Annotated in this window: 20 protein-coding genes; 11 read left to right on the top strand and 9 right to left on the bottom strand. The window is 61.5% G+C overall.

The annotated features are described in order from the left end of the window. Positions 1 to 2: 2 nt before the first annotated feature. Together AC3WQS_RS11065 and AC3WQS_RS11060 are read right to left on the bottom strand one after the other, a co-directional pair. A complete protein-coding gene (locus AC3WQS_RS11065) occupies positions 3 to 788 on the bottom strand; it encodes a 2-keto-4-pentenoate hydratase (protein ID WP_492712721.1) in 786 nt (261 codons plus the stop codon). A 3-nt stretch (positions 789 to 791) separates the two neighbouring features. After that, positions 792 to 2,390 (bottom strand): FAD-binding protein, encoded by a 1,599-nt coding sequence (locus tag AC3WQS_RS11060; protein ID WP_042950817.1) that lies wholly within the window; start codon positions 2,388 to 2,390, stop codon positions 792 to 794. A gap of 115 nt (positions 2,391 to 2,505) precedes the next feature. Here AC3WQS_RS11060 and kstD point away from each other — a divergent pair, with 115 nt between their 5' ends. The 7 genes from kstD (at position 2,506) to AC3WQS_RS11025 (ending at position 11,314) form a co-directional block, all read left to right on the top strand. After that, positions 2,506 to 4,230 carry a 3-oxosteroid 1-dehydrogenase gene (gene kstD / locus AC3WQS_RS11055; RefSeq protein WP_172932259.1) on the top strand — a complete coding sequence of 575 codons (1,725 nt, stop codon included), beginning with the start codon at positions 2,506 to 2,508 and terminating at the stop codon, positions 4,228 to 4,230. Further along, a complete protein-coding gene (locus AC3WQS_RS11050) occupies positions 4,220 to 5,077 on the top strand; it encodes a MaoC/PaaZ C-terminal domain-containing protein (RefSeq protein WP_003945880.1) in 858 nt (285 codons plus the stop codon). Before kstD ends, AC3WQS_RS11050 begins: the two co-directional genes overlap by 11 nt. Positions 5,078 to 5,146: 69 nt before the next feature. After that, positions 5,147 to 6,910 carry a cholesterol oxidase substrate-binding domain-containing protein gene (locus tag AC3WQS_RS11045; RefSeq protein WP_020906140.1) on the top strand — a complete coding sequence of 588 codons (1,764 nt, stop codon included), beginning with the start codon at positions 5,147 to 5,149 and terminating at the stop codon, positions 6,908 to 6,910. Positions 6,911 to 7,765: 855 nt separating this feature from the next. Continuing rightward, a complete protein-coding gene (locus AC3WQS_RS11040; protein WP_020906139.1) occupies positions 7,766 to 8,053 on the top strand; it encodes a MerR family transcriptional regulator in 288 nt (95 codons plus the stop codon). A 144-nt stretch (positions 8,054 to 8,197) separates the two neighbouring features. Next, positions 8,198 to 9,385 carry a serine hydrolase domain-containing protein gene (locus AC3WQS_RS11035; protein ID WP_021342855.1) on the top strand — a complete coding sequence of 396 codons (1,188 nt, stop codon included), beginning with the start codon at positions 8,198 to 8,200 and terminating at the stop codon, positions 9,383 to 9,385. A gap of 188 nt (positions 9,386 to 9,573) precedes the next feature. Then, complete coding sequence (locus AC3WQS_RS11030; protein WP_020968420.1) at positions 9,574 to 10,383, top strand: PE-PPE domain-containing protein; 810 nt, start codon at positions 9,574 to 9,576, stop codon at positions 10,381 to 10,383. A gap of 82 nt (positions 10,384 to 10,465) precedes the next feature. Next, the gene (locus AC3WQS_RS11025; protein WP_019746874.1) at positions 10,466 to 11,314 is read left to right on the top strand and encodes a sterol desaturase family protein; all 849 of its coding nucleotides are present in this window, start codon (positions 10,466 to 10,468) and stop codon (positions 11,312 to 11,314) included. Between the two features lie 18 nt (positions 11,315 to 11,332). Here the strand turns inward: AC3WQS_RS11025 and AC3WQS_RS11020 are convergent, their stop codons facing one another. Together AC3WQS_RS11020 and AC3WQS_RS11015 are read right to left on the bottom strand one after the other, a co-directional pair. Next, positions 11,333 to 12,640, bottom strand: coding sequence for an FtsX-like permease family protein (locus tag AC3WQS_RS11020; protein WP_070796381.1), 1,308 nt, complete (start codon positions 12,638 to 12,640; stop codon positions 11,333 to 11,335). Further along, a complete protein-coding gene (locus AC3WQS_RS11015; protein ID WP_070796382.1) occupies positions 12,637 to 13,482 on the bottom strand; it encodes an ABC transporter ATP-binding protein in 846 nt (281 codons plus the stop codon). Before AC3WQS_RS11015 ends, AC3WQS_RS11020 begins: the two co-directional genes overlap by 4 nt. Between AC3WQS_RS11015 and AC3WQS_RS11010 the strand changes: the two genes are divergently transcribed. Further along, entirely contained in the window at positions 13,457 to 14,206 is a 750-nt protein-coding gene (locus AC3WQS_RS11010) for a helix-turn-helix domain-containing protein (RefSeq protein ID WP_070796446.1), read from the top strand. The genes AC3WQS_RS11015 and AC3WQS_RS11010 overlap by 26 nt on opposite strands. On the opposite strand, the gene zapE is transcribed toward AC3WQS_RS11010, so the two are convergent. After that, a complete protein-coding gene (gene zapE, locus AC3WQS_RS11005) occupies positions 14,193 to 15,182 on the bottom strand; it encodes a cell division protein ZapE (protein WP_492712720.1) in 990 nt (329 codons plus the stop codon). The genes AC3WQS_RS11010 and zapE overlap by 14 nt on opposite strands. A gap of 127 nt (positions 15,183 to 15,309) precedes the next feature. Between zapE and AC3WQS_RS11000 the strand changes: the two genes are divergently transcribed. Then, a complete protein-coding gene (locus tag AC3WQS_RS11000) occupies positions 15,310 to 15,876 on the top strand; it encodes a TetR/AcrR family transcriptional regulator (protein WP_438472930.1) in 567 nt (188 codons plus the stop codon). Between the two features lie 10 nt (positions 15,877 to 15,886). On the opposite strand, the gene AC3WQS_RS10995 is transcribed toward AC3WQS_RS11000, so the two are convergent. Further along, the gene (locus tag AC3WQS_RS10995; protein WP_492712719.1) at positions 15,887 to 17,047 is read right to left on the bottom strand and encodes a lipase family protein; all 1,161 of its coding nucleotides are present in this window, start codon (positions 17,045 to 17,047) and stop codon (positions 15,887 to 15,889) included. Between the two features lie 207 nt (positions 17,048 to 17,254). Between AC3WQS_RS10995 and AC3WQS_RS10990 the strand changes: the two genes are divergently transcribed. Further along, the gene (locus AC3WQS_RS10990; protein WP_020906129.1) at positions 17,255 to 18,049 is read left to right on the top strand and encodes a putative protein N(5)-glutamine methyltransferase; all 795 of its coding nucleotides are present in this window, start codon (positions 17,255 to 17,257) and stop codon (positions 18,047 to 18,049) included. Here AC3WQS_RS10990 and AC3WQS_RS10985 read toward each other — a convergent pair. Genes AC3WQS_RS10985 through AC3WQS_RS10975 form a run of 3 tightly spaced genes read right to left on the bottom strand, consistent with a single transcriptional unit; the run spans position 18,040 to position 20,453 of the window. Further along, a complete protein-coding gene (locus tag AC3WQS_RS10985; protein WP_019746866.1) occupies positions 18,040 to 18,669 on the bottom strand; it encodes a TetR/AcrR family transcriptional regulator in 630 nt (209 codons plus the stop codon). The two genes, AC3WQS_RS10990 and AC3WQS_RS10985, sit on opposite strands and share 10 nt — an antisense overlap. Positions 18,670 to 18,699: 30 nt before the next feature. After that, positions 18,700 to 19,500: an ABC transporter permease gene (locus AC3WQS_RS10980; protein WP_003945537.1), complete on the bottom strand. Its 801-nt coding sequence runs from the start codon at positions 19,498 to 19,500 to the stop codon at positions 18,700 to 18,702. After that, positions 19,497 to 20,453, bottom strand: coding sequence for a daunorubicin resistance protein DrrA family ABC transporter ATP-binding protein (locus tag AC3WQS_RS10975; protein ID WP_003945489.1), 957 nt, complete (start codon positions 20,451 to 20,453; stop codon positions 19,497 to 19,499). Before AC3WQS_RS10975 ends, AC3WQS_RS10980 begins: the two co-directional genes overlap by 4 nt. 440 nt (positions 20,454 to 20,893) lie before the next feature. On the opposite strand from AC3WQS_RS10975, the gene AC3WQS_RS10970 reads away from it, so the two are divergent. After that, positions 20,894 to 22,456, top strand: a complete 1,563-nt coding sequence (locus AC3WQS_RS10970; protein WP_047890317.1) for a glycoside hydrolase family 71 protein — start codon at positions 20,894 to 20,896, stop codon at positions 22,454 to 22,456. Positions 22,457 to 22,462: the final 6 nt, after the last annotated feature.

The raw sequence follows: 22,462 nt of genomic DNA, 5'->3' as shown, positions 1-22,462 counted from the left end.
TCCTACGTGAACTGAAGAGAGACGGAACCGAGGCCGCTGAACTCGGCTCGGAAGTTGTCGCCTGGATGAGCGTCGATCGCTCGCGTGCACGAACCCGGCAGAACGATGTCGCCGGCCTTGAGCCGAACTCCGAACGTGTCGACCTTCTGCGCCAACCACGCGACAGCGGTGACCGGGTTACCGAGAACCGCATCGCTGCGCCCCTCCGCAATCCGCTCGCCGTTGCAGGTCAGCACCGCATCGATCGCCTTGATGTCGATGTCCGACGGGCGAACTCGTTCCTTGCCGAGAATGAACCCGGCGGAGGACGCGTTGTCCGCGATGGTGTCCGAGAGGCCGATCTTCCAGTCCTTGATCCGGCTGTCGATCAACTCGATGGACGGCGCATAGGCGACAGTGGCGTCGATGACGTCTTGTTCGGTGCACCCGGCGCCCGCCAGATCTGCTCCCAGAATGAAGGCGACCTCCACCTCGACGCGTGGGAAGCAGAAGCGCGACGTGTCGACCGGACGGTCCTCGAACTCTTCCATCTCGGCGAGCAGGTGACCGTAATCTGGCTCGTCGACGCCCATCATCTGCTGCATCGCCAGTGACGAGAGCCCGACCTTGTGTCCGACCACCTTTGCGCCACCGGCAACACGACGCCTGATGTTGATGAGCTGGATCTCGTAGGCGTCGACGACGTCGATGTCCGGATACGTGGCGATCAGCGGGCTGATCGGAGCGCGATCCCGTTCCGCCGAATCAAGATGGTCGGCAAGTTCGCCGCGGATCTGCGTCGAGAGCATCGTTCAGGCCTTTCCGACTGTGGAGAATGCGGCTGCATGCTGACCGGCTCGTCGTCCGGAGAACACGCAGTCGGCGAGCGACAAGCCGCTCACATACGAGTTGGAACAGATACCGACGGCGGTACGGCCGGCGGCATACAGGCCAGGGATACCCTCCCCGGCCTCGTTTTTCACCATGCCGGACGATTCGTCGACCACCAATCCACCGAGCGTGAGCATCGGGCACGGATTCATCATGTTGGGCTTGATCGAGACGTCGTACATCGTGAACGGCGCAGACAGTATCGGCCTGACGAAGTCCGACGGTTTGCCCATCGGATCAGGTTGTCCGGCAGCGGCAGCGGAGTTGTGCGCGTCGACGGTGGCTTGAAGGCCGGCGACGTCTATCCCCGCTTTACGGGCGACCTCGGCAATGGTGTTGCCACGCACTGCGGTACGCATCATGCCAGTGGTCTGTACCCGCTGGAACCACATCGACTGGTCACCGATCTGCGATTTCGCTTCGCGAACGAGTTCGGAATCTGCCAGCAGCCAACCGATTCCGTTGCTCTTCTCTGCCATCGCCTGACCGAGAGCGGCACCGTAACGTGACTCGTCGACGATTCGCGCACCGGATTCACCCACCAGGATGGAACCGAGAAAAGCACTCGGCGGGACGATGAATCGCCAGGCGGAAACATTGCCGAGCTTGTCGGTGGCTCCCCCGGCTTCGATACCGAGGTTGATGCCTTTGCCGTCGTCCCCGGAGGTGCCGAGCGGGATACCGCCCTTGTAGGCGGGGGCATGGGTGCGCATCATCTCGCGATTGGACACGAAGCCGCCGGCGCTGAGGATCACGCCGCCGCGTGCCTGGATGCGAATCCGCTTAGCGTGCTTCTTCTCGATCTTCGCGATGAGTGCGTCGAGAATCGTGCGCAACTGCGGCGCGTAGACGCCGGGCTTGGAGGACAGAGATCCGAGCGTCGCGTGACGGCGACGAACTCCGGCAGGTGCGTCACGAAGAGTCAGTACTTCGACGCCGATCACCCGGCCGTCCTCGATGATCAGCCGGTCCGCTCTCGTCTGGCCGAGCAACTGGACGCCCTTGGCCTCCGCGGACTTCGCGAGCGGGCCGTAGAGCATCTTTCCCGACGTGCCACGCCCCTTGGCGCGATGGCCGCGCGGAGCAGGTTTTGCGATGTCACGGAACCCGCCGGCAGATTCGCTGCCCGAGAAGTAGAGGTAGTGCTTGTTGCTCGGGTACGACGTCTTGTACGGACAGAGTGAGGCCTCGAACGGGACACCGTGACTGCGCAGCCAGTCGATCGACGCCGGGCTCTCGTCGACGAACCGGCGCAGAGTCTGCGGCGTCACCGCGTCACCGACCTCGCGGTTCAGGTAGGCGAGCATGGCTTCGGGACTGTCATCGACACCGGCTTCCTTTTGAATCACGGTGCCGCCGCCGGCGTAGTAGATTCCTCCGGAAATCGTGCTGGCCCCACCGCCGAGCGCTCGGTCGATCGCCAAAACCGACGAACCGGCCGCTACCGCTTCGAGGGCCGCGCTGGCGCCCGCCACACCGAACCCGACCACAAGGACGTCAACCGAAGTATCCCAGGTCACACCGCACCATCCTCAATCTCACTGCAACGTGTTTCGTTATCAATGACAACGTCCGGAAATACTTCCTGGCAGAAAGCATGGACTGACACCCCCATCATTCTATAACGTGTTCTACATGAGCAAGCAGGAATACGACATCGTCGTCGTCGGCAGTGGTGCCGCAGGTATGACAGCGGCCTTGACCGCAGCCCACCAGGGCTTGAGTGTGGTCATCGTGGAGAAAGCCGCCCACTACGGCGGATCGACCGCCCGTTCCGGTGGTGGGGTCTGGATCCCCAACAACGAGGCACTTCAGGCGGACGGTGTCACCGATACCCCGGAGGCCGCACGTTCCTACCTGCACAGCATCATCGGCGACGTCGTCGCTCCCGAACGCATCGACACCTATCTCGAGCGCGGTCCCGAGATGCTCTCGTTCGTGCTGAAGAACAGCCCTCTCGAACTGCAGTGGGTGCCCGGCTACTCCGACTACTACCCGGAAGCTCCCGGCGGACGCCTCGGTGGCCGCAGTGTCGAGCCCACCCCGTTCGACGGCAACAAGTTGGGCGCCGACCGCAAGAACCTCGAGCCCGACTACGTCAAGGCCCCCAAGAACTTCGTCATCACCCAGGCCGACTACAAGTGGCTCAACCTGCTGATGCGCAATCCTCGCGGACCCCTGCGCGCCATGAAGGTCGGCATGCGATTCCTCGCAGCCAAGGCCACAAAGAAGGATCTGCTGGTTCGCGGCCAGGCACTGGTCGCCGGTATTCGACTCGGACTTCAGTCCGCCGGAGTACCCATCCTGCTGAACACCCCGCTGACCTCCCTGTACACCGAAGACGGCGCAGTTCGCGGCGTCAACGTCCTAATCGACGGCGAGGAGCAGGTCATCCGCGCTCGCCACGGAGTTGTGTTGGGATCCGGCGGATTCGAGCACAACAAGGAAATGCGTGAGAAGTACCAGCGCGCACCCATCGGCACCGAATGGACCGTCGGCGCGAAGGCAAACACCGGCGACGGTATCCGCGCAGGCCAAGAAGTCGGCGCTGCAGTCGATTTCATGGACGACGCCTGGTGGGGCCCGTCCATTCCGCTGACCGGCGGACCGTGGTTCGCTCTCTCCGAGCGCACCCTCCCGGGCTGCATGATGGTCAACATGTCGGGCAAGCGCTTCGGCAACGAGGCTGCTCCGTACGTCGAGGCAACCCATGCGATGTACGGCGGTGAGTACGGTCAGGGCGAAGGCGCCGGCGAGAACATCCCGACGTGGATGATCCTCGATCAGCGCTACCGCAACCGCTACACGTTTGCCGGTATCACTCCCCGCTCCCCCTTCCCCGGCCGCTGGCTCAAGGCCGGCATCGTGGTCAAGGCGGGAACAATCGCCGAATTGGCCGAGAAGACAGGGCTTCCCGTCGCATCGCTGACCGAAACCGTCGACCGGTTCAACGGCTTCGCACGCAACGGCAAGGACGAGGACTTCGGACGCGGTGACAGTGGTTACGACGCGTACTACGGCGATCCCCGACTGAAGAACCCCAGCCTCGCCGAAATCAGCAAGGCTCCGTTCTACGCCATCAAGATGGTTCCGGGTGACCTCGGCACCAAGGGTGGTATCTGCACCGACGTCAACGGCCGAGCACTACGCGAAGACGGAAGCGTCATCGACGGCCTCTACGCCGCTGGCAACGCGAGCGCTCCGGTCATGGGCCACACCTACGCCGGACCAGGCGCGACCATCGGTCCCGCAATGACTTTCGGTTACCTGGCAGTACTCGACATCGTCGAGCGTGCGAAGAAGGCTGAGAGCACCGAGGCACCGGCAGCTGAAAAGACGGCGGTCGACCATGCCAATTGATCCGAAGATCGCACTCGGCGCCGAGCTTGCGCCACAAGAGTTCTCATGGACACCGTCGGACGTGCAGCACTACCACCTGGCACTAGGGGCAGGTGCTCGGCCGCTCGATCCGAACGAGCTTCGATACCTCGACGACGAAAAGCCTCAGGTACTACCCACCTTTGCCACCGTCGCCGCCAACTTCCACGCCACCGAAGCGCCGAAGGTCTCGTTCCCCGGCGTCGAAATCGATCTGGCGAAGGTAGTCCACGGGAGCCAGGAAGTCACTGTCCATCAGCCGATCCCGGCAAGTGGAAGTGGCCGCACCACAACTCGAATCGCCGAGGTCTGGGACAAGGGCAAGGCCGCGGTGATCGTGCAGGAATCCGTCACGGTCGACGCCGAGGGCAACCCGCTGTGGACAGCTCGCTCGTCCATTTTCGCCCGCGGCGAGGGTGGTTTCGGGGGTGAACGTGGTCCGTCGGAGTCGATTACGCTTCCGGATCGCGAAGCAGATGAGACAGTGGTGACGCCTGTGCTTCCACAGCAGGCTTTGCTGTACCGGATGTGTGGTGATCGGAATCCGTTGCACTCGGATCCGCAATTCGCCTCCGCGGCAGGCTTTCCAGCGCCTATCCTGCATGGACTGTGTACTTACGGAATGGTCTGCAAGACCGCAGTGGATACCATGCTCGACGGCGACAGCAGTCGGGTAGCCGGATTTCGGGCCCGCTTTGCCGGGGTCGTATTTCCCGGCGAGAACTTGAGTATCCAGATCTGGAAAGACAATGGGCGACTCCTGATCTCAGCTTCCGTACTGGAGCGCGAAGCTCCTGCCCTGGCTGACGTAGTTCTCACTCTTGTCTGATACCAACCTGTCTGATACCCACCTGTTAGAACTCACCGTAGTTCTCGAACCCGATGGAGTAGCCCGAAGATGACGGCACAAGACGAAAAGTTCCGACTGTCCCGACGAGGTTTCATGGCCGCTGGAGCCGGCGCCGTGGCAGCGACCGCATTCGCCGGCTGGACGCCGGCCTACGCCGTCCCCGCCGGCTCCTCCGGCTCCGCGGGTGGTCCTGTCTCCACCCTCACGCCGCCGCCTGCCTTCCCCGAAGGCATCGCGCTGTACCAGCAGGCGTATCAGAACTGGTCCAAAGAGATCATGCTCGACGCGATCTGGACCTGTTCGCCCAAGACGCCCGAAGACGTAGTCCGCCTCGCCAACTGGGGTCATGCCAACGGCTACACCATTCGTCCCCGCGGTGCCATGCACGGCTGGACGCCGCTGACCATCGTCAACGGTGCGCCGGTCGACAAGGTCATCCTCGCCGACACCACGGTCCACCTCACCGGCGTCTCCGTCAACGCCGGGGGCAGCCCGGCTACCGTCACCGCAGGACCCGGCGCGACCCTCGACGCCATCACCACCGCACTGCAGGCACAGGGCCTCGGGTTCGCGAACCTGCCGGCGCCCGGTGTGTTGACCATCGCCGGCTGCCTCGCCGTCGACGCTCACGGTGCAGCGCTCCCCGCCGAAGGCGAAGCACACGTTCCCGGACAGACTTTCGGCTCGCTCTCCAACCTCGTCACCTCCCTGACCGCAGTGGTCTGGAACGGCAGTGAGTACGCGCTCGAGACGTACGCGCGTAGCGATGCAGCGATCAAGCCGCTGCTGACTCACCTCGGACGCACCTTCCTCACCTCCGTGACCTTGCAGGCCGCTCCCAACTACCGCATGCGCTGCGTCAGCCACACCGACATCGGTTGGCAGGAACTCTTCGGTGCCCGCGGAGCGTCCGGACGCACCTTCGAGAAGTTCGTCCGCGAAAACGGTCGCGCAGAAGCAATCTGGTACCCCTTCACCGAACGCCCGTGGATGAAGGTGTGGTCACTTGCCCCCACCAAGCCGCCGTTCTCGCGTGAGGTGACCGGGCCCTACAACTACATCTTCTCCGACAACCTCCCGGAGCCGGTCACCGACATGATCGGGCAGATCAACGCCGGAAACCCGGGCATCGCACCGGCATTCGGGCAGATCATGTACGCCACCACCGTTGCCGGACTCGCCGCGACCTTCTCCAACGACCTGTGGGGATGGTCCAAGGACGTCCAGTTCTACATCCGGGCCACCACCCTTCGTCTGACCGAGGGCGGCGGAGCCGTCATCACCTCCCGCGCCAACATCGGCCAGGTCATCCACGACTTCACCCAGTGGTTCAACGGTCGCATGGAGTACTACCGCTCTATCGGACAGTTCCCCCTCAACGGCCCCGTCGAAATCCGTTGCTGCGGACTCGATCAACCCTCGGACGTCGAGGTCGACTCGGCAGGCGCCCCCACCATCTCGGCCATGCGCCCGCGCCCAGACCATCCGGAATGGGACACCGCCATCTGGCTCAACGTCCTCGGCGTCCCCGGAACCCCCGGCATGTTCGCGTTCTACCGCGAAATGGAACAGTGGATGCGTAATCACTACAACAACAACGACGCCACCTTCCGCCCCGAGTGGTCCAAAGGCTGGGCGTTCGGCCCCGACAAGCCGTACACCGACGCCCCCATCATCACCCAGGGCCTCCCCCAGACCTACCGCGACGGCGTCCCATCGAGCGACAACTGGGACACCGCCAACGCCGCATACAACGCGTTGGATCCGCACAAGGTCTTCAGCAACACCTTCCTGGACCAGTTGCTGCCCTGAGGTCCAAGCACCAGGCACGCACTCTGACAACTCGACGGTCGTCGCCACTCCCCTACTTTCGGGAGTGCGGCGGCCGTCGTGCGTTGCAGTGAGCGGGATGAAGTAGTCCCCCCCATCCCGACCAGGCAACTGCCTCAATCGCGATCAGGATGGATCGCCTCGTGCATACTTTCCACTGCCCTGGCATGAGTTGAGAGCTCGGATCTAGCCGACCGAATCGTGGCGCTGTCGCTGCGTGCCCCCGGCTCGGACGACGACGAGTCCTCTCCGGGGTTCGACGCGCCACCTCCGGGCTGCTCGGAGGAGCCGGTGCGCTCTTCCCTCTCCGCGCGGGCACGCAACAACGACTCGGACTTCGGGGTATTTCGCATCGGAGCATTGTCCCAGATTCATCTCCCATGACTCACATGGAGCGCTCTCACCCCCGGTGACCAGGCCGTTCCTGAACTCCGATACCTAGAAAGTTCGCAACAAAATATCTACAGCGGTCAGGGTAGACATTCTCGCGAGGCTGTTGTATCTTTTTTCTCGTAGCAAGGAACGAGTCAAGAGATGCGGGAGAGATGAACTACCCGCAAGCAGTACCGCAGGGCAGGGACGTGCCGGGGCCGAATTCGTGTGTGAGTGTGTAGTCGGACCCGGCACCCCCCTTCAAAGCGGCTACCGGATGTCTTGTGCGAGTCCGGAAGTTCGAAAGAATGCAGTTATGTAAGTAAGTTCAACCCCATCCGGCCCCCGGCGCACCTCGCGCCGGGGGCCCCGTCCGTTCAGCGAAAGAAGCGAGCCATTCCGGCAGATACACCACCGGGGGACCCCTCCGGCAGATTCGACGACGAGAACTATCCTGCGTACAGCATGGGACATGCGGCCGAGATCCTCGGTGTCAGGCAAGCTTTCCTTCGTAGCCTCGATGCCGCGAAACTGCTTACCCCACAACGCTCTGAGGGCGGACATCGCCGCTACTCCCGGTACCAGCTGCGCATCGCGGCCCGCGCGCACGAACTCGTAGCCAACGGCACGGCGCTCGACGCGGCTTGCCGCATCATCATCCTCGAAGACCAACTCACCGAGGCTCGTCGCATCAACGCCGAGCTCCAGCAAGCGCAGGACCGACGAGCGGAATCGGACGCAACGCCGGACTGAGGACTGACGTGATCAGGCACTGGGAGTAGCAGTCACCCCTAACCGTCAATCTGTTCCCTCCCCCTTCGAACTGCGCTAAATTCAGTCAATTGGGACATTGCTAGGCGTCGGTTGCTCGATTTCCACATCGAAGGGATCGCAGGCATGAATTCCTCCCACCACCGCACTCGGGTGCGGCTAGCTGCTCTGTCGATCGCCTTGACCCTTGCCATTGCAACCGCTGCGTGCAGTTCCGACGAGGACTCGGCAACAAACACGAGCAGCGCATCTCCCAGCACCGCGAGCAGTCAGGAATCCAACGAGATCGCGGACCTCGTCCGCCGTCAAGTGGCCGACTTGGGCCTCAGTGCCGCCGTGTTCGGAGTGTGGCGGGGCGACGACGAGATTGCTCTCGGTGCCGTCGGAGAGTCCCCTATCGGAGTTCCGGCGACAACCGACATGCAGTTGCGCGTCGGTCAGCCGATGGAACCGATGCTCTCGACAGTTCTGCTGCAACTCGACGAAGAGGGAACGCTTCCCCTCGATCAACCGATCGCGAAGTGGGAACCGAACTTTCCACGCGCAGAGACCATCACTCCACGAATGCTGGCCAACAGCACGTCGGGCATCTCCGACTACGTGACCGATCCACAGTTCCTCAAACTCTTCACGGACAACCCGATGAAAGGCTGGACTTCTCAGGAGATCCTGAATCTTGCCAACTCCCGCCCACCGCTGTTCGAACCCGGCACCGGTTGGGCGTACGCGCACAGCGACCTGACGCTGCTCGGCGACGTCATGGAGAAAGCGACTGGAAAACCGCTGGGCGACCTACTTCAGCAGCGCGTCTTCGATCCACTCGGGATGGATCACAGCAGCGTTGTGCTCACGTCGCAGATGGACGAGCCGATTTTGCACGGCTACACCAATGAACGCGGAGTATTCGAAGACTCCACTTTCTGGAATCCGACGGCTTTCCTGCACAGCGGAAACATGAACGCGCCTGTCGCCGACGTCGGAAAGTGGGTGCGCGCACTCGGAACGGGAGAGTTGCTCTCCGACAAAGCTTTCGAGCAGCAGATGGCACCGACGACTGCGGGCTTGGGAAGTATGACGGCGGACAAGTTCTTTTCCTTCGGGACCGGGCACCTCGACGGTTGGCTTGTGATGAACCCGTCGTACGGCGGCTACAACGGGCTTGCGCTCTATTACCCCGACTCGAAGACGACGATCGTCGTCTACGCCACGCTCGGGCCGACAACCAACGCGGACCTCAACAACGCCGTGCCGATGGGCAAGGCGATCGGAACCCTCCTCGAACCGGATCACCCACCGCAGGTCCCGACGCCGTGACGCGCCACACACGCTGGTAGCAAACAGCGTCGGTCGGCAACTTCCTGTTTACGCACGGATTACCTCCAGGACTTATCGCCCCATCACCATTCTCTTCAGTACCGAACGAAACGCGTCGGACCGCGGGTTGTCTCGCCAGTGAACGAGAACGTAGATAGATGGGGACAGGCCCGATGAGGAAATACGCGATGTCAGTGGCATGCACGGTTGCAGTCACAGCGGGGGTGACTCTTGTGATGTCGGTGCCTGCCGGAGCGGACCCGAATGACAGTGGGTCGTGCCCTGCCGGTGCGGTATTCGCGGTCGGCGGAACGTGGGATCCGACGGGACAAACGACGCAACCCGTCACCGACCGCTACGTGGCCCAGGGTTACGCCTCCAAGCCGGTGACCTACCCCGCCAGCTTCTGGCCGCTCGGCGATCAGACGTACGACCAGAGCGTTGCCGCCGGCGCCCAGACGCTTCGCACTGAAGTCAACGCTTTCCACGCTCAGTGCCCGGGCAGCGAGATCGTCGTCACCGGATACTCACAGGGAGCGCGTATTGCCGGCGACGTTCTCGGTGACATCGCACGCGACGGATCCATTCCGCAGTCGCAAGTCGAAGGCGTCCTCTACGCCGACCCTCGCAACTCGGCCGGGGGCATCGAAACCGTAGTGCCCAATGTCGTTCCGGGAGCGACGATGTCCGGAGCACGCGGCGGATTCGGAGACATCGCAGTGCAGGAAGTCTGCATCGAGGGTGATGGCATCTGCAACATGCCCAAGCCGCGTGATGCGCCCGAGGTGTTCGTGGATTCGGTCTTCGGCTACTTCACGAAGCACAACACCTATACGCCGATGATGTCCGAGCCCGCTCCGCCTGCTCCCCCGGCACTGCCGCAGACGCCGTCTGTGCCACTGCAACCCGCTGACGTTGCCACTGCGATCGTGACGCGGGTCGTCGAGAACATCACTCCGTATCTGAGCGCTGCACTCGCCACCGTACTGACGAAGTAACGCGATACCGCCTGTTCGGTTGACTGAAAGTCGACCGATTCGTACAAGTCGAGAGCCACCGGCATCGAGCACCATCGATCACATGCTCACCTTCATCGTCAGATACGGGTACGTCCCGTTCATGCTCTTGGGAATCAACGGAGCCGCAATCGCGCTGGCGGCATCCGGCGCGCCGAAATGGTCACTGGTGGCATTGATTCTCTTCGCAGTGGCCTGCTCTTTCGCGGCCGAACGGGCGCTTCCCTACGAATCTTCGTGGAATGCCCCGGGACCGGACAGGTTTCGCGACGCTGTCCATGCGTTTGTTAACGAATCCCTCATCTTGGTCAGCGTCGCGGTAATCCCGTTGATGGCCGCGGTGATTCCGTTCGACGGGCTGTGGCCGAGCGGTCTTCCGTTTGTCCTTCAGGTCGTCTTCGCAGTGTTGGTTGCCGATTTCGGCATCACCGTGGTGCATTTGATCAGCCACAAGGTTGGATGGTTGTGGCGTTTCCACGCGGTTCATCACAGCCTCGAACGGTTCTACGGTATGAACGGACTGATGAAGCACCCCGTGCATCAGACTTTCGAAACCGCCGGCGGCGTCCTGCCACTGATCCTCCTCGGGATGCCCGTTCCAGTTGCCTCGGCGCTCGCGGTTTGTGTCGCTGTCCAACTCCTGCTTCAGCATTCGAATGCCGATTACCGCATCGGCCCCCTGCGTCCGATACTCGCCCTCAACGCCGGCCACCGATTCCATCACCTGAAGTGGGCGGGAATCGGTGACGTCAATTTCGGTTTGTTCACTCTGATCTGGGATCACCTTTTCCGCACTTATTCTTTCGATCCGGAAAAGCGCTTCAGCAGTGACGATCTCGGAATGGCGGCCAAACCCGACTACCCGGACGACTACCTCGGCCAGTTGGCCGAACCGTTCCGGAAACAGAACTGACGGACGATCGGTGGAGATTCAGCCCGCGAGTACCCGTCGCATGACGGGCTTGGCTGCAAACGCACTGGCCAACACCAACGCGATCCCCACAGCCAGGGTGACGCCCAACTGAACCAGCGCCATCGGAGTGGTCAATACGGCTGCCCCTGCCAGCGGGAAGAGGAACAGCAGTGCAGCGCCGGCGCCGGCCAGTGCCATCACCACCACGGGAGTGCGAACGTGCCTCACGCGGGCGCTGTCCATCACCTCGACAGGTGTGCCGGCCAAAGTCAGACTCCGATACAGCTCACGGTTGTCGAGGATCCCGGATACCTGGGTGAGCGCAGACGAGATGGCCGCCAACGTGAATGTTGCTCCGAGAGTGAACAACACCCCGGTTCTCATGTCCGCGAACAGGAACTCCTGCCCTGGCTGCAAATCCTGTCCTTCCCCGTTGCCTATCGCGGCGAGGAGAGATGTGCCTGCGGCAACAAAGCTGGCCATCGTCACACCGCTGACCGTGCGCCACACAGCCTTCGGATTATCCAAGACCCGACGCGCCGCAATCAGCGAAGCACCGTCTTTGGCGCATTTGAGCATGATCCGTCCAAGCAGCGAAATGACGAACGGACCGACCAACGCAACAACGCCGAAGCAGAGACCAAGGCCCACCAGGATTGCCGCGATGCTTGCCGCGGAGCCCCCGAATGCACTCCATCCCACAAGGACCCCCACCCCAGCCACAGCGAAGATCATCTTCGGTGCGGCGCTGGGATTGCCCGCCGTGACGCCCAACGGGCTCACGAACACCTGGCGCATCCCGAGCATCGACGTCAAAGCAGCCAGGATGGTCATTCCGAATACGATGCCCACCAGCGGAAGTGCGCCTACCCAAAGCTCACTCCACTCGAATGTCCGACCTTGAAATCTCAAGAGAGCTACGAGCGGCAACGCGAGGAGGTATCCCACCACACCGATCAACGCACCGGCCAAGCCCTGGATACCCGATTCCGCAGCGCACAGCGCAACGATCTGGCGAGGGGTGGATCCGATGAGTCGCAGCGAGGCGAGTCGTTCGTCGCGACGGCGCGCGCCCAAGCGGGCCGCCGCCAGACCGAGAGTGACGGCTGGAACGATCATCAACACCGAAGCAACCCCTGCGAGCGCTAGGTACGCCTCGGCTTCGGGTTCGCTCGATCTGCCCGCGAATGCACCGTAGCCGCCGAGCACCGTCAGCAACAACGTCGTCGAGGCGGCAAATGCGGACACTGGGAGCGCGAAGGTACTCAAGGCCTTTCGCCCTTCACCGCGCACCGTCATCAATGCAACGCGCGCTGTGGCCTTCATGCCGCCACCTGTGTCCCGACGAGCGAACCGGCCTGCATCATCATCGTGCGATCACACCACCGAGCGACTTCCGCATCGTGAGTGACGACGACCAACGCAGAACCGATCTGTTGAGCCGAATCACGCAACACCCTCATCACTTCCCAACTCGTCCGCGCGTCGAGGGCACCGGTCGGCTCGTCTGCGAAGAGAACTGCGGGTTTGGTTACCAACGCTCGCGCAATCGCGACACGTTGCGACTGCCCACCCGACATCTGACCCGGGCGACGATCCTGCAGCCCATCCAGCCCCAAGGGCGCGAAGAAGCCGTGCGCCGTCCGCTTGGCTTCTGCGATGGACAACCCGTTGAGTACGAGAGGCAGCGCGACATTCTCGATCGCCGGAAGCTCCGGCAACAGTTGGCCCGATTGAAAAACGAACCCGTACGACTCCCGTCGGAGCCGGCTGCGGTCGTTCTCACCGAGGTTCTCGATATGCCGGCCGCTCAGCAAGATTGCTCCCGAGTCGGGCTTGACGATTCCTGACATGCAATGCAGCAGTGTCGACTTCCCCGATCCTGAAGGACCCATGATGGCCGTGGCAGTACCGGCGCGCACTTCCAGCGATACACCTCGGAGCACCGGAACGTCGCCGTACGACTTGCCCAGCGCGTGGACCGACAGGACTGCGGGTGCTTGTGCGTTGTTCATGATTCCACCTTCTCGTGAACCCCTCGCGAACACATCGGCCCAGCGCACGATCTTCGGACTGAGCTCGGTCCTACCGGAGGATGACCGGACCCCGAGCTCTGTCAGGGTCGTCACTATGATTTCCGACATGACCTGGTCCGGCGCCGTCCACATGCAGCCCGGAATTCTCATGTTCACCGGCGCAGTGGGATCCGCGCACATGCATTCGCACGCCGCTGTTCAGATCATGATCATCGACGACGGGGACGTCACGGTCACGGACGGGGACGGCCACAGTGAAGTCGTGCGGTCCGTGGTCATTCCATCCGGGGCGGTCCACGCGTTGTCCGCCTCCGAGGGTGCGTGGGGACGGGCGATCTACGTTGACTCCACCACCGGGATGGGTCTGCGCATCAGGCCACCGGAGCCGGGCCGCGGTGGTGTGGCCGACTGGTCGGACCGTGGGCAGACCGCAGTAGCGATGACGGACCGCGGCGCTGATTCGGATCTGGAATACGCAGCGAGGCTGATCGATTCACTATCCGAACGCGAAAAGGCGTCGAGCCTGCGCGCTCTTCACCCGGCCCTCGAGCATGCCCTGACGCTACTTCCCGAGAGAATCTCGGGGCAGGTCACACTGACGGACATCGCCGCCCTGGTCTCCATCTCGCCCGGACGGCTGGGAAGAATCTTCAACGATCAACTGCAGATGAGCTTTTCGACCTACATCCGCTGGTTACGGTTACGACGTGCCATGGAAGTGATGAGCAGTGGCGCAACCCTGACAACCAGTGCACACGAGGCCGGTTTCACCGACAGCGCCCATCTCAACCGTATCTGCCACAGCATGTTCGGGCTCACGCCCAGCGCCGCGACCGGCGGCCTCACCTGGAATTGACGCTACTCCTCAACTGACGCTGTCCGTCCCCGTTGACGCTGTCCATCTCCGTCCTCGCGAGCAACGACAGACGACTGTAGAGGCGCGCCAATCCGGGAATGTTCCGAAGACTGCCCGCAACGTCCTCCACACCGGCAGCGGCATACACCGTCAGTCGCGCATCGACGTCGTAGAGAACATCGACGACATTTCCGAAACGGCGAAGGGCAAATTCCGAAGCTTCGGCGAGCACCGGTACTCCGAAGATCACCCAGTCGTCGAAGCGGGAGGCGAGCTCGAGATAGTCGGCAGCCGAGGTCGAGCCAGCGCACAGCACCTCGAAGTCGAACCAGACAACACCGTCTCGAATCGCCGAGCACTCCAATGTGCGTGTGCCTATCGTCAATTCGACACTTTCGCCCGAAGGCCACGTGATTCCCGAGCCGACGAGGAATTCCCCTGTCGCAAAACGGTAGTCCCCGGCACCTGGCTGACCCGCCGTCCGATAGTCGACGGAGCCACCCAATTCGATCACCTCGAGAGTCCGCTCGATCAACTCGATCGACGGAACGAACTGCTCGTGAAAAAGCGGATTCGGAAGAAGATCGGTCGGCGGGACATTCGACGTGACAACAACAGTCACGCCTTTCGCGACGATTGTGTCGAGAACCCTTGCCATGAACATGGCGTCGGCGACGTCGTCGATGTGGAACTCGTCGAAACAGAGCACGCGGATTCCGTCGACGACGTGGTCCAGTGCCGCGCCCATCGACCCGAGTTCGTGCGCCCGAGAGTGCAGATCTGCAAAGAACCGATGAAAGTGAATGCGCCGCTTGCCGACTCGGATGCTCTCGTAGAACTCGTCCATGAGCATCGTCTTGCCGCGGCCGACGCTACCCCAGAGGTAGATCCCTCCGCCGACCTCACCGCCGGATATCCGGGCTCGCAGGGCATCGAGAGCTTCACGTGCCGCCAACTGCTCTTCGTCCAGTAACATGAGGCTCCTCTACATCTGTAGAGTCGAGGCTAGTGACCGAAGGCAAATCGAGTCAATGTGACCCTCACGACGCACCATCTGCAGCATGCAACTCCGGCAGCATGCAACATCGACAGCAAGGAACGACATGAAGCCCGATCGCAGAGCCCTCATTGCGGCATCCGCCGTCACGATCATCGCCGAGCAGGGCCCGCGTGCACTCACCCATCGGGCGATTGATCAGTCCCTGGAACTTCCTGCCGGTTCGACGTCGTACTATTTCCGCACTCGCGAGGCACTTCTCGAAGCAACCGCATTGCACATCGTGCACCGGTCACGTTCGACTTTCGGCGAACTCCGCGAGAGGCCCAGCGATCCTGCTGCCCTGACGGCCGAGTATCTCGACGATCTTCTCTCGCACCGCAGACACGAATTGATCGCGCGCTATGCACTACTCGTGGAATCTCCCCGAGATTCGGCATTGCACCAACTCCTCGAAGGCAGTCTGTTTTCGCCGGAGAAGGCAAGACCCGTCTTCGAAACCGCTGGTGTTGGCGACCCTGATGTCTCTGCCGCAAATTTCCTGAGCCTGCTGGAGGGCTTGATCTTCGACTATTGCCTGGGATCACGTAGCCGGGACCCTCACTCCAGCGAAACCGTTCGGCAACTTCGGATCCCGATCGACATCTACCTTCGCGGAGTGGGGGTCATCTGAAAGACTTCGGTCAGCAGAGGCTTCCGGTACAGGGTTGTCGACCAGAGAACAGCGCCGCAACAAAGGGAGTGCTGTCTGGAACCGAAGCCGGGACGGTTCCCAGATGATCAGTGGGATAGGTATGGAATGCAAAATCCACACCGTTGGCAGCGAGGTCAGCCGCGAACTTCAGTGTCAGCGGAGCCGGAACATCGATGTCCGACAACCCCTGACCAATGAAGAACGGGCGGTCGTATCCTGCGGTCGGCACAGTGAGCAGTTCACGCGCAGCCTCCGTGAATACTGGATTGTCCAGCGACTTTGTCAGCACCTGCCCGAGTGTGACGGTTCCGTACTTCGTGCGCGCCTCGGTGTAGCACATGTTGTTCTCGACGTCGTCGAGGATGGTCTTGCCGAGCGGGGTCAGATACGAGTCGATGTCGATGTCCGGCCGCGAAGCACGCAGTCCGTCAAGAACGTTCGCGATGTAGACCGTCGCACCCTTGAGCGGAAGCGCCGGGAAAGCCGGACCACCGAGCGGTAGAAGATTTTCGATGTTCGAGGGGACACCAGTGGCGACAGCGCCGCGGTAGTCCAGCTCCGGCGCGTAATCAGTGGCAAGCGAAGCGGTGAACATAGTCGCCTGCCCGCCCTGCGACTGTCCCATCGCAACCCATTCGCTCGACAGGTCGTCGTCGACCGCACGAGCGGCGCGCACCATGTCCACAACGCTGTGTGCAGCGGAACGACCGTCGAGATACGGGTGAACACCAGGTGTTCCGAGCCCCACGTAGTCGGTCGTCACCACCGCGTATCCCTGCTCCAGCCAGTGACCCAGATGCGTCGCGGTCCGTTCGAGCGGAACACTGCTGCTCGGCGCACACTGATCCGCCACACCCACCGTTCCGTGCGCATAGGAGATGACCGGCCAACCACCCTCGGGCGGAGCTCCCTCTGGGCGATACACCACACCGGCGCTCGTCATCGGCGCGTCCTTCGGGCCCGTCGACCAGTACGTCACCTTTGTTGCGCTCACGGCACCCGGGATCACCCGATCGGGACCGAGTAACTCCCGACTCACGACAGCACCCGGAGCATCATTCGGTTCCGCTCCGGCCGGCGCCGCAACTGTCAACGCCACCAAAGCACTCGCACTCAGCCCGACGAGCGTCCTACCCAGTCGCTTACTCACGTACTTCTCCTACGATTGCGGTGACGGTGCATCTGTGGTGATCGGCCCCACATCAGCCGATCGAGTTCAGACCATAGAACAGCCTTACCAATTGGTCAACCTAGATTCCCATTCCGCATCTACCGTCGTGACACGCCTGCTCGGGTAGGGTGGCGGTGTTCGATACGTGCAGGTCCCAGCGAGATCAGGAGGCCGAAAGGCTCTCTCATGTCAGCACCTGATCTCCCGACCTTCCCTGCTTCGCAGCAGAAGTCGGTGGCCGCGATTCTCCGAGCAGCAGGTTGCGTATTCGCCGAAGACGAGGCTCGCCTACTTCTTCACACCGCACGCTCTCTCGATGAACTCGACGCGATGGTCGACCGACGAGTTGCCGGCGAACCACTCGAACCTGTCCTCGGATGGGTCGAGTTCTGCGGCTTGCGTATTCACATCGACTCTGGAGTCTTCGTCCCACGCCGGCGCACCGAGTTCCTCGCCCGGCAGGCCTGCTCACTCGTCGTCTCGGGAAGCGTCGTCGTCGACATGTGTTGTGGCTCAGGAGCTGTCGGTACCGTCCTGCAGTCGACGCTCGATGCCGTCGATTTGTACGCGGTAGATGTGGAACCAGCCGCGGTGCGGTGCGCTCGCCGAAACATCACACCGCCCGAGCGCGTACTCGAAGGCGATCTCTTCGAACCACTACCAACGGAATTACTCGGTCGCGTGGATGTCGTCGTTGCCAATGCACCTTACGTCCCCACCGATTCGATCAGGCTGATGCCGCCCGAAGCCCGTCTTCACGAACCGCTGGTCTCGTTGGACGGCGGCACCGACGGACTGGACCTGCAGCGACGCATCATCGCGGACGCTGCGCCGTGGCTACGACCGGGTGGCTGTCTTCTCGTCGAGACGAGTACGGAGCAGGTCGAAATGACTGTTGAAACATTCACTCGAGGAGGGTTTCTCACTCGAGTGGCAACCTACAGTGAGACCGCGTCGACCGTGGTGATCGGTCAGTGTTGAAGGCGATCGGATCCTGGCGTGGACCACTCCCGAGCGCGGGCGGCAAAGCCGTCGACAAAAAGCCCGAACGCACGATCGACGCGGGCCCGGTCCCCAGTGGCCAGAAGATCCATCGACAGACCCCGCATTTGCGAGAGCAACAGAGTAGCGACAGAGGCAACATCGTCCTCGGGGCAACCCGCTTGTCGTAGACCGGCTTCCAGTGCCTCGATCCAATCGCCTACAAAACGGTCCAGGAACCGTCCGTAGCGTTCGCGGTCGCCGAGCGCGAGGGCGTAAATCTCGACCATCACTCGGAACCGCGGCAGGACCTCCGGCGTCGTACGTTCGGTCCACCACGCGGTCAGCACTGTCGCCGGATCGACCCCCGGTTTCATCGGAACCGCAATCGGAATGGACTCACCACGCATGTTCTCGATGACCTCGGAGAGCAGGTTCTCCTTGCTCTCGAAATGGTTGAGCAACGACGCATGCGACACACCTACGGCCTTGGCGAGCTGCCTCACCGTCAGTTCCCCGACACCGTTGTCGATGACATAGCGGGTCAGCGCGTCGAGCAACTCCTCACGTCGCCCGGCGTATCTCAGGCTGCGTTTGTCGATGCGTTCGGGCTCCGGCACATACCCACCCTACCGGCCGGAATCACCAGGTCAGCGGCTGACTGCCTTCTGATACCGACGAATAGCGAACGGCACGAAGACGATCAGCAAACCGAAAGTCCACAACAGCGACGCGATGACCGGATTCTGCAGTGGCCACGCATCCGGAACCGTCATCGCAGGATTGGTATTGCCGAACAATTCACGCACCGCCTGAGTCACCGCCGACACCGGATTCCATTCGGCGATCACTTTGAGCGGGCCGGGAAGATTGGTGGTCTCGACAAAAGTGTTCGCGATGAACGACAGCGGAAAGATGACGATGAAACTCGCGTTGTTGAACACTTCCGGCGTGCGGATCCAAAGCCCGACAACAGCCATGACCCATGACAATGCGTACGCGAAGAACAGAAGCAGCGCATACCCGGCCACCGCCTCGAGGAAGCTGGAATGGATGCGCCACCCCACCAGAAGACCGGTCAACGACATGACCACCAAGCTGATGACGTTGATCAACACGTCACTCGATGTTCGGCCGGTCAGCACGGCAGACGGGGCCATGGGCAGCGATCGAAATCTGTCGATGATTCCTTTCTGAATGTCTTCGACCATCCCCAAACCAGTCCAGGTTGCACCGAATATGACCGTCTGCGTGAAGATTCCGGCGATCAGGAACTCTCGATACGACGTGCCCGGGACGGAGATCGCGCTGCCGAACACGTATGCGAACAAGAGCACGAACATGATCGGCGACAAAGTGGTGAACACCAGCAGATCCGGAACGCGTTTGATCTTGATCAAGTTTCGCCTGGCGATGGTCAAACCGTCTTCGAGCGCCATCTGCACGGTCATTTCTGATCCTCCAGTTCAGCCTGGTGCCCGGTCAGTGTGAGAAAGACATCGTCGAGAGTGGGCCGGCGCAGACCGACGTCGAACACCCGGATGCCTCGTGCCGACAGGAGATTCAGCGCTGCGACCAACGCATCGGTGCCGTCGTCGACAGGAACGGTGACGCGACGGACATTCTCTTGAACCTGAATGTCCCCCACGGCAAGCGAGCGCAATTCCTCGCGGACGATGTCGAGATGCTCGACCTCGTGCACACTCAGTTCGATGCGCTCACCCCCGACCCGAGCCTTCAGCTGATCTGCAGTACCGCGCGCGATGACCGAGCCGCGGTCGATGACGGCGATCTGGTCGGCCAACCTCTCGGCTTCCTCCATGTATTGCGTCGTGAGCAACAGTGTTGTCCCCTGCGCCACCAACCCTTCGATGACATCCCAGAGGCCGAGTCGCGCACGAGGATCGAGGCCGGTGGTCGGCTCGTCCAGAAACAACACCTGCGGCCGAGCAACCAATGCGCCGGCGAGATCGAGACGTCGCCGCATTCCGCCGGAATAGCCCTTGACCGGCCGATCTCCAGCCTCGACGAGATCGAACTGCTCGAGCAATTCACGCGCTCGGGCCTTACTGCTTCGGGCGCCGAGGTGATACAGCCTCCCGACCATGTCCAAGTTCTCATAGCCCGTCAGGTACTCGTCGACCGCGGCATACTGACCCGAAGCACCGATCTTGGATCGCAACGCCCGCGCATCCTCGACCACGTCCAGCCCGGCAACCTTGGCGCGTCCACCGTCCGGAATGAGCAGCGTCGTGAATATCCTTACTGCAGTGGTTTTTCCGGCGCCGTTGGGGCCCAACAGGGCCATCACCGAACCCTCGCGCACTTCCAGGTCGATGCCGTCCAATGCCGTGACGTCGCCGTACTTCTTGACCAGCCCCTCGGCCACAATCGCTTCGGTCATGAGCCCTCCCGCATCGGTAATCCGTCGGTAGTCCGTTCCCCAGTGTGACCCAGGAGGCCGACACATTCCAGGAAATTTCGTCAGTTGTCCGGCTGCAATCACCTCCCTGGTTTCGCCGGTGCCTTTCGACCACGAGGTACGGAACAGACCACACGTCCCAGTCCTGTCCAATACAGCCGATAAATTTCACCGACCTTTCGACGGATATATACCGGAAAGAAAAACCCGAAATTCTTGAACAAAGACCGCTTTCAGGTATTCATGATGAACGCGGCAGCGTTACACTCGTACAGCAAGTGACACTCGGGCCGGTGACGGTTGACTTATGGTGTCGAATCTCGAATTACAAATCAGACAGAGGCCGAAAAGAATTGAATCACCGATTCAGTGCACGCGGGGAAGACTCATACTTCGGGGGATCGAGAAAGGCTGACTGTGCCATGAGTATCAGAACTCGATACATCCGAACTCCGTGGATCCGAAAAACGGCGAAATATTCCTTCGAGACCATCTGCTTCACCCTGGCCGTGATTGTCGCGGCCGCACTGATCGCCGCGTACAACACACAACCGCGCTCCGCGCCGACGTACACGCTTACCTCGTTCTCGGCGAATCCTGAATCTGCAGCGCTGCCATTCGACATTCCACCCAAGTCAGCACTGAACGGAAAGTTGGTTTTCGCTCACTACTTCCCGCCCTATCCGGTTTCGATCGACAATGCGAATCCGTCTGGCGATTACTATGCGACACAATATCTTACGGTCAACGGCGAGAACAACAAACACGTTCGCTACGGGGGATTCCTCCGCGATCGGCCGACACCGCGGCAACCCATCGCCGATACGCAGTGGCGCCAACGCGACCTCGAAAACGAAGTTCGTTCGGCAATCGCCGCGGGCATCGACGGATTCTCCGTCGACATCATCGCCAAGGCAACCGACACCAGTTGGTGGGGTTCCACCGTGCCCACCGCCCTGATCAAAGCGGCCGCAGCAGTCGATCCGAATTTCAAGATCATGCTCATGCCTGATATGAACGGCGCGTTCAAAAACATGACCGCAGCTCAAATGGCAGCCGAGATGAAACCGTATTCGACCATGGCATCATCGTTCAAATTGAACGACGGACGGCTCGTGATATCTCCATTCCTTGCCGAAAACAAGACAGCGGGCTGGTGGTCGGAGTTCATCACTCTTATGAAGAATTCTTACGGCATAAATGTGGCATTTGTTCCGGTTTTCCTCGACGCTGCAGCCAACCGGAATTCTTTTGCATCGATCAGCTACGGGATGTCGAATTGGGGTAATCGAAATCCGGCAGGAAATCCGCTCTCGGGATCGAACCCGAACTCTCCGATGGGACTTGCCGCTGCCGCTCACTCCTTGGGAAAGATATGGATGCAACCAGTCGCCTTCCAAGATGTTCGTCCAAGTCAGTCGATCTACGACGAGGCACAGAATTCACAGAATCTGCAGAACATGTGGCAGATTGCGATTGCGTCCAACAGCGAATGGGTACAGCTCGTCACCTGGAACGACTACAGCGAGGGAACGTCGTTCGCGCCCAGCGTCGGCCATGGGCGTGCGTTGCTCGACATGAGTTCCTACGGGTTGTACAGCTTCCGCACCGGCGCCTCACCCGCGATTGTTCGCGACACCGCGTATCTCATCTACCGCAATCAGTCGGTCTCCGCGGTCCCCGTCAATCGCTCTGCTGCCCCTATGACACTGCGCCAATGGTCGTCCCCCGCTCGCGATACCGTCGAAGTCCTTTCCTTCTTAACGGCGCCGGCGGTCGTCAAAGTGACGGTGGGAACCACGACAACCACCTGCAATGCCCCGGCCGGGATGAGCAGCTGCATAGCACCGTTGAAAGTAGGTTCCATCAAGGCTTCTGTCGTTCGCGGCACTACCGAGGTGTCCCGGGTGAGTTCGCACGCTGCGGTAACGGCCACCCCGTACAACCAGAATCTCGAGTACCTGGTTGATTCCAGTCGAAGATAGCGGTGA

Source organism: Rhodococcus sp. FW305-130 (assembly GCF_058788335.1).
Note: the sequence above shows the minus strand (reverse complement) of the source record. Positions and strands in the feature narration are given on the sequence as shown.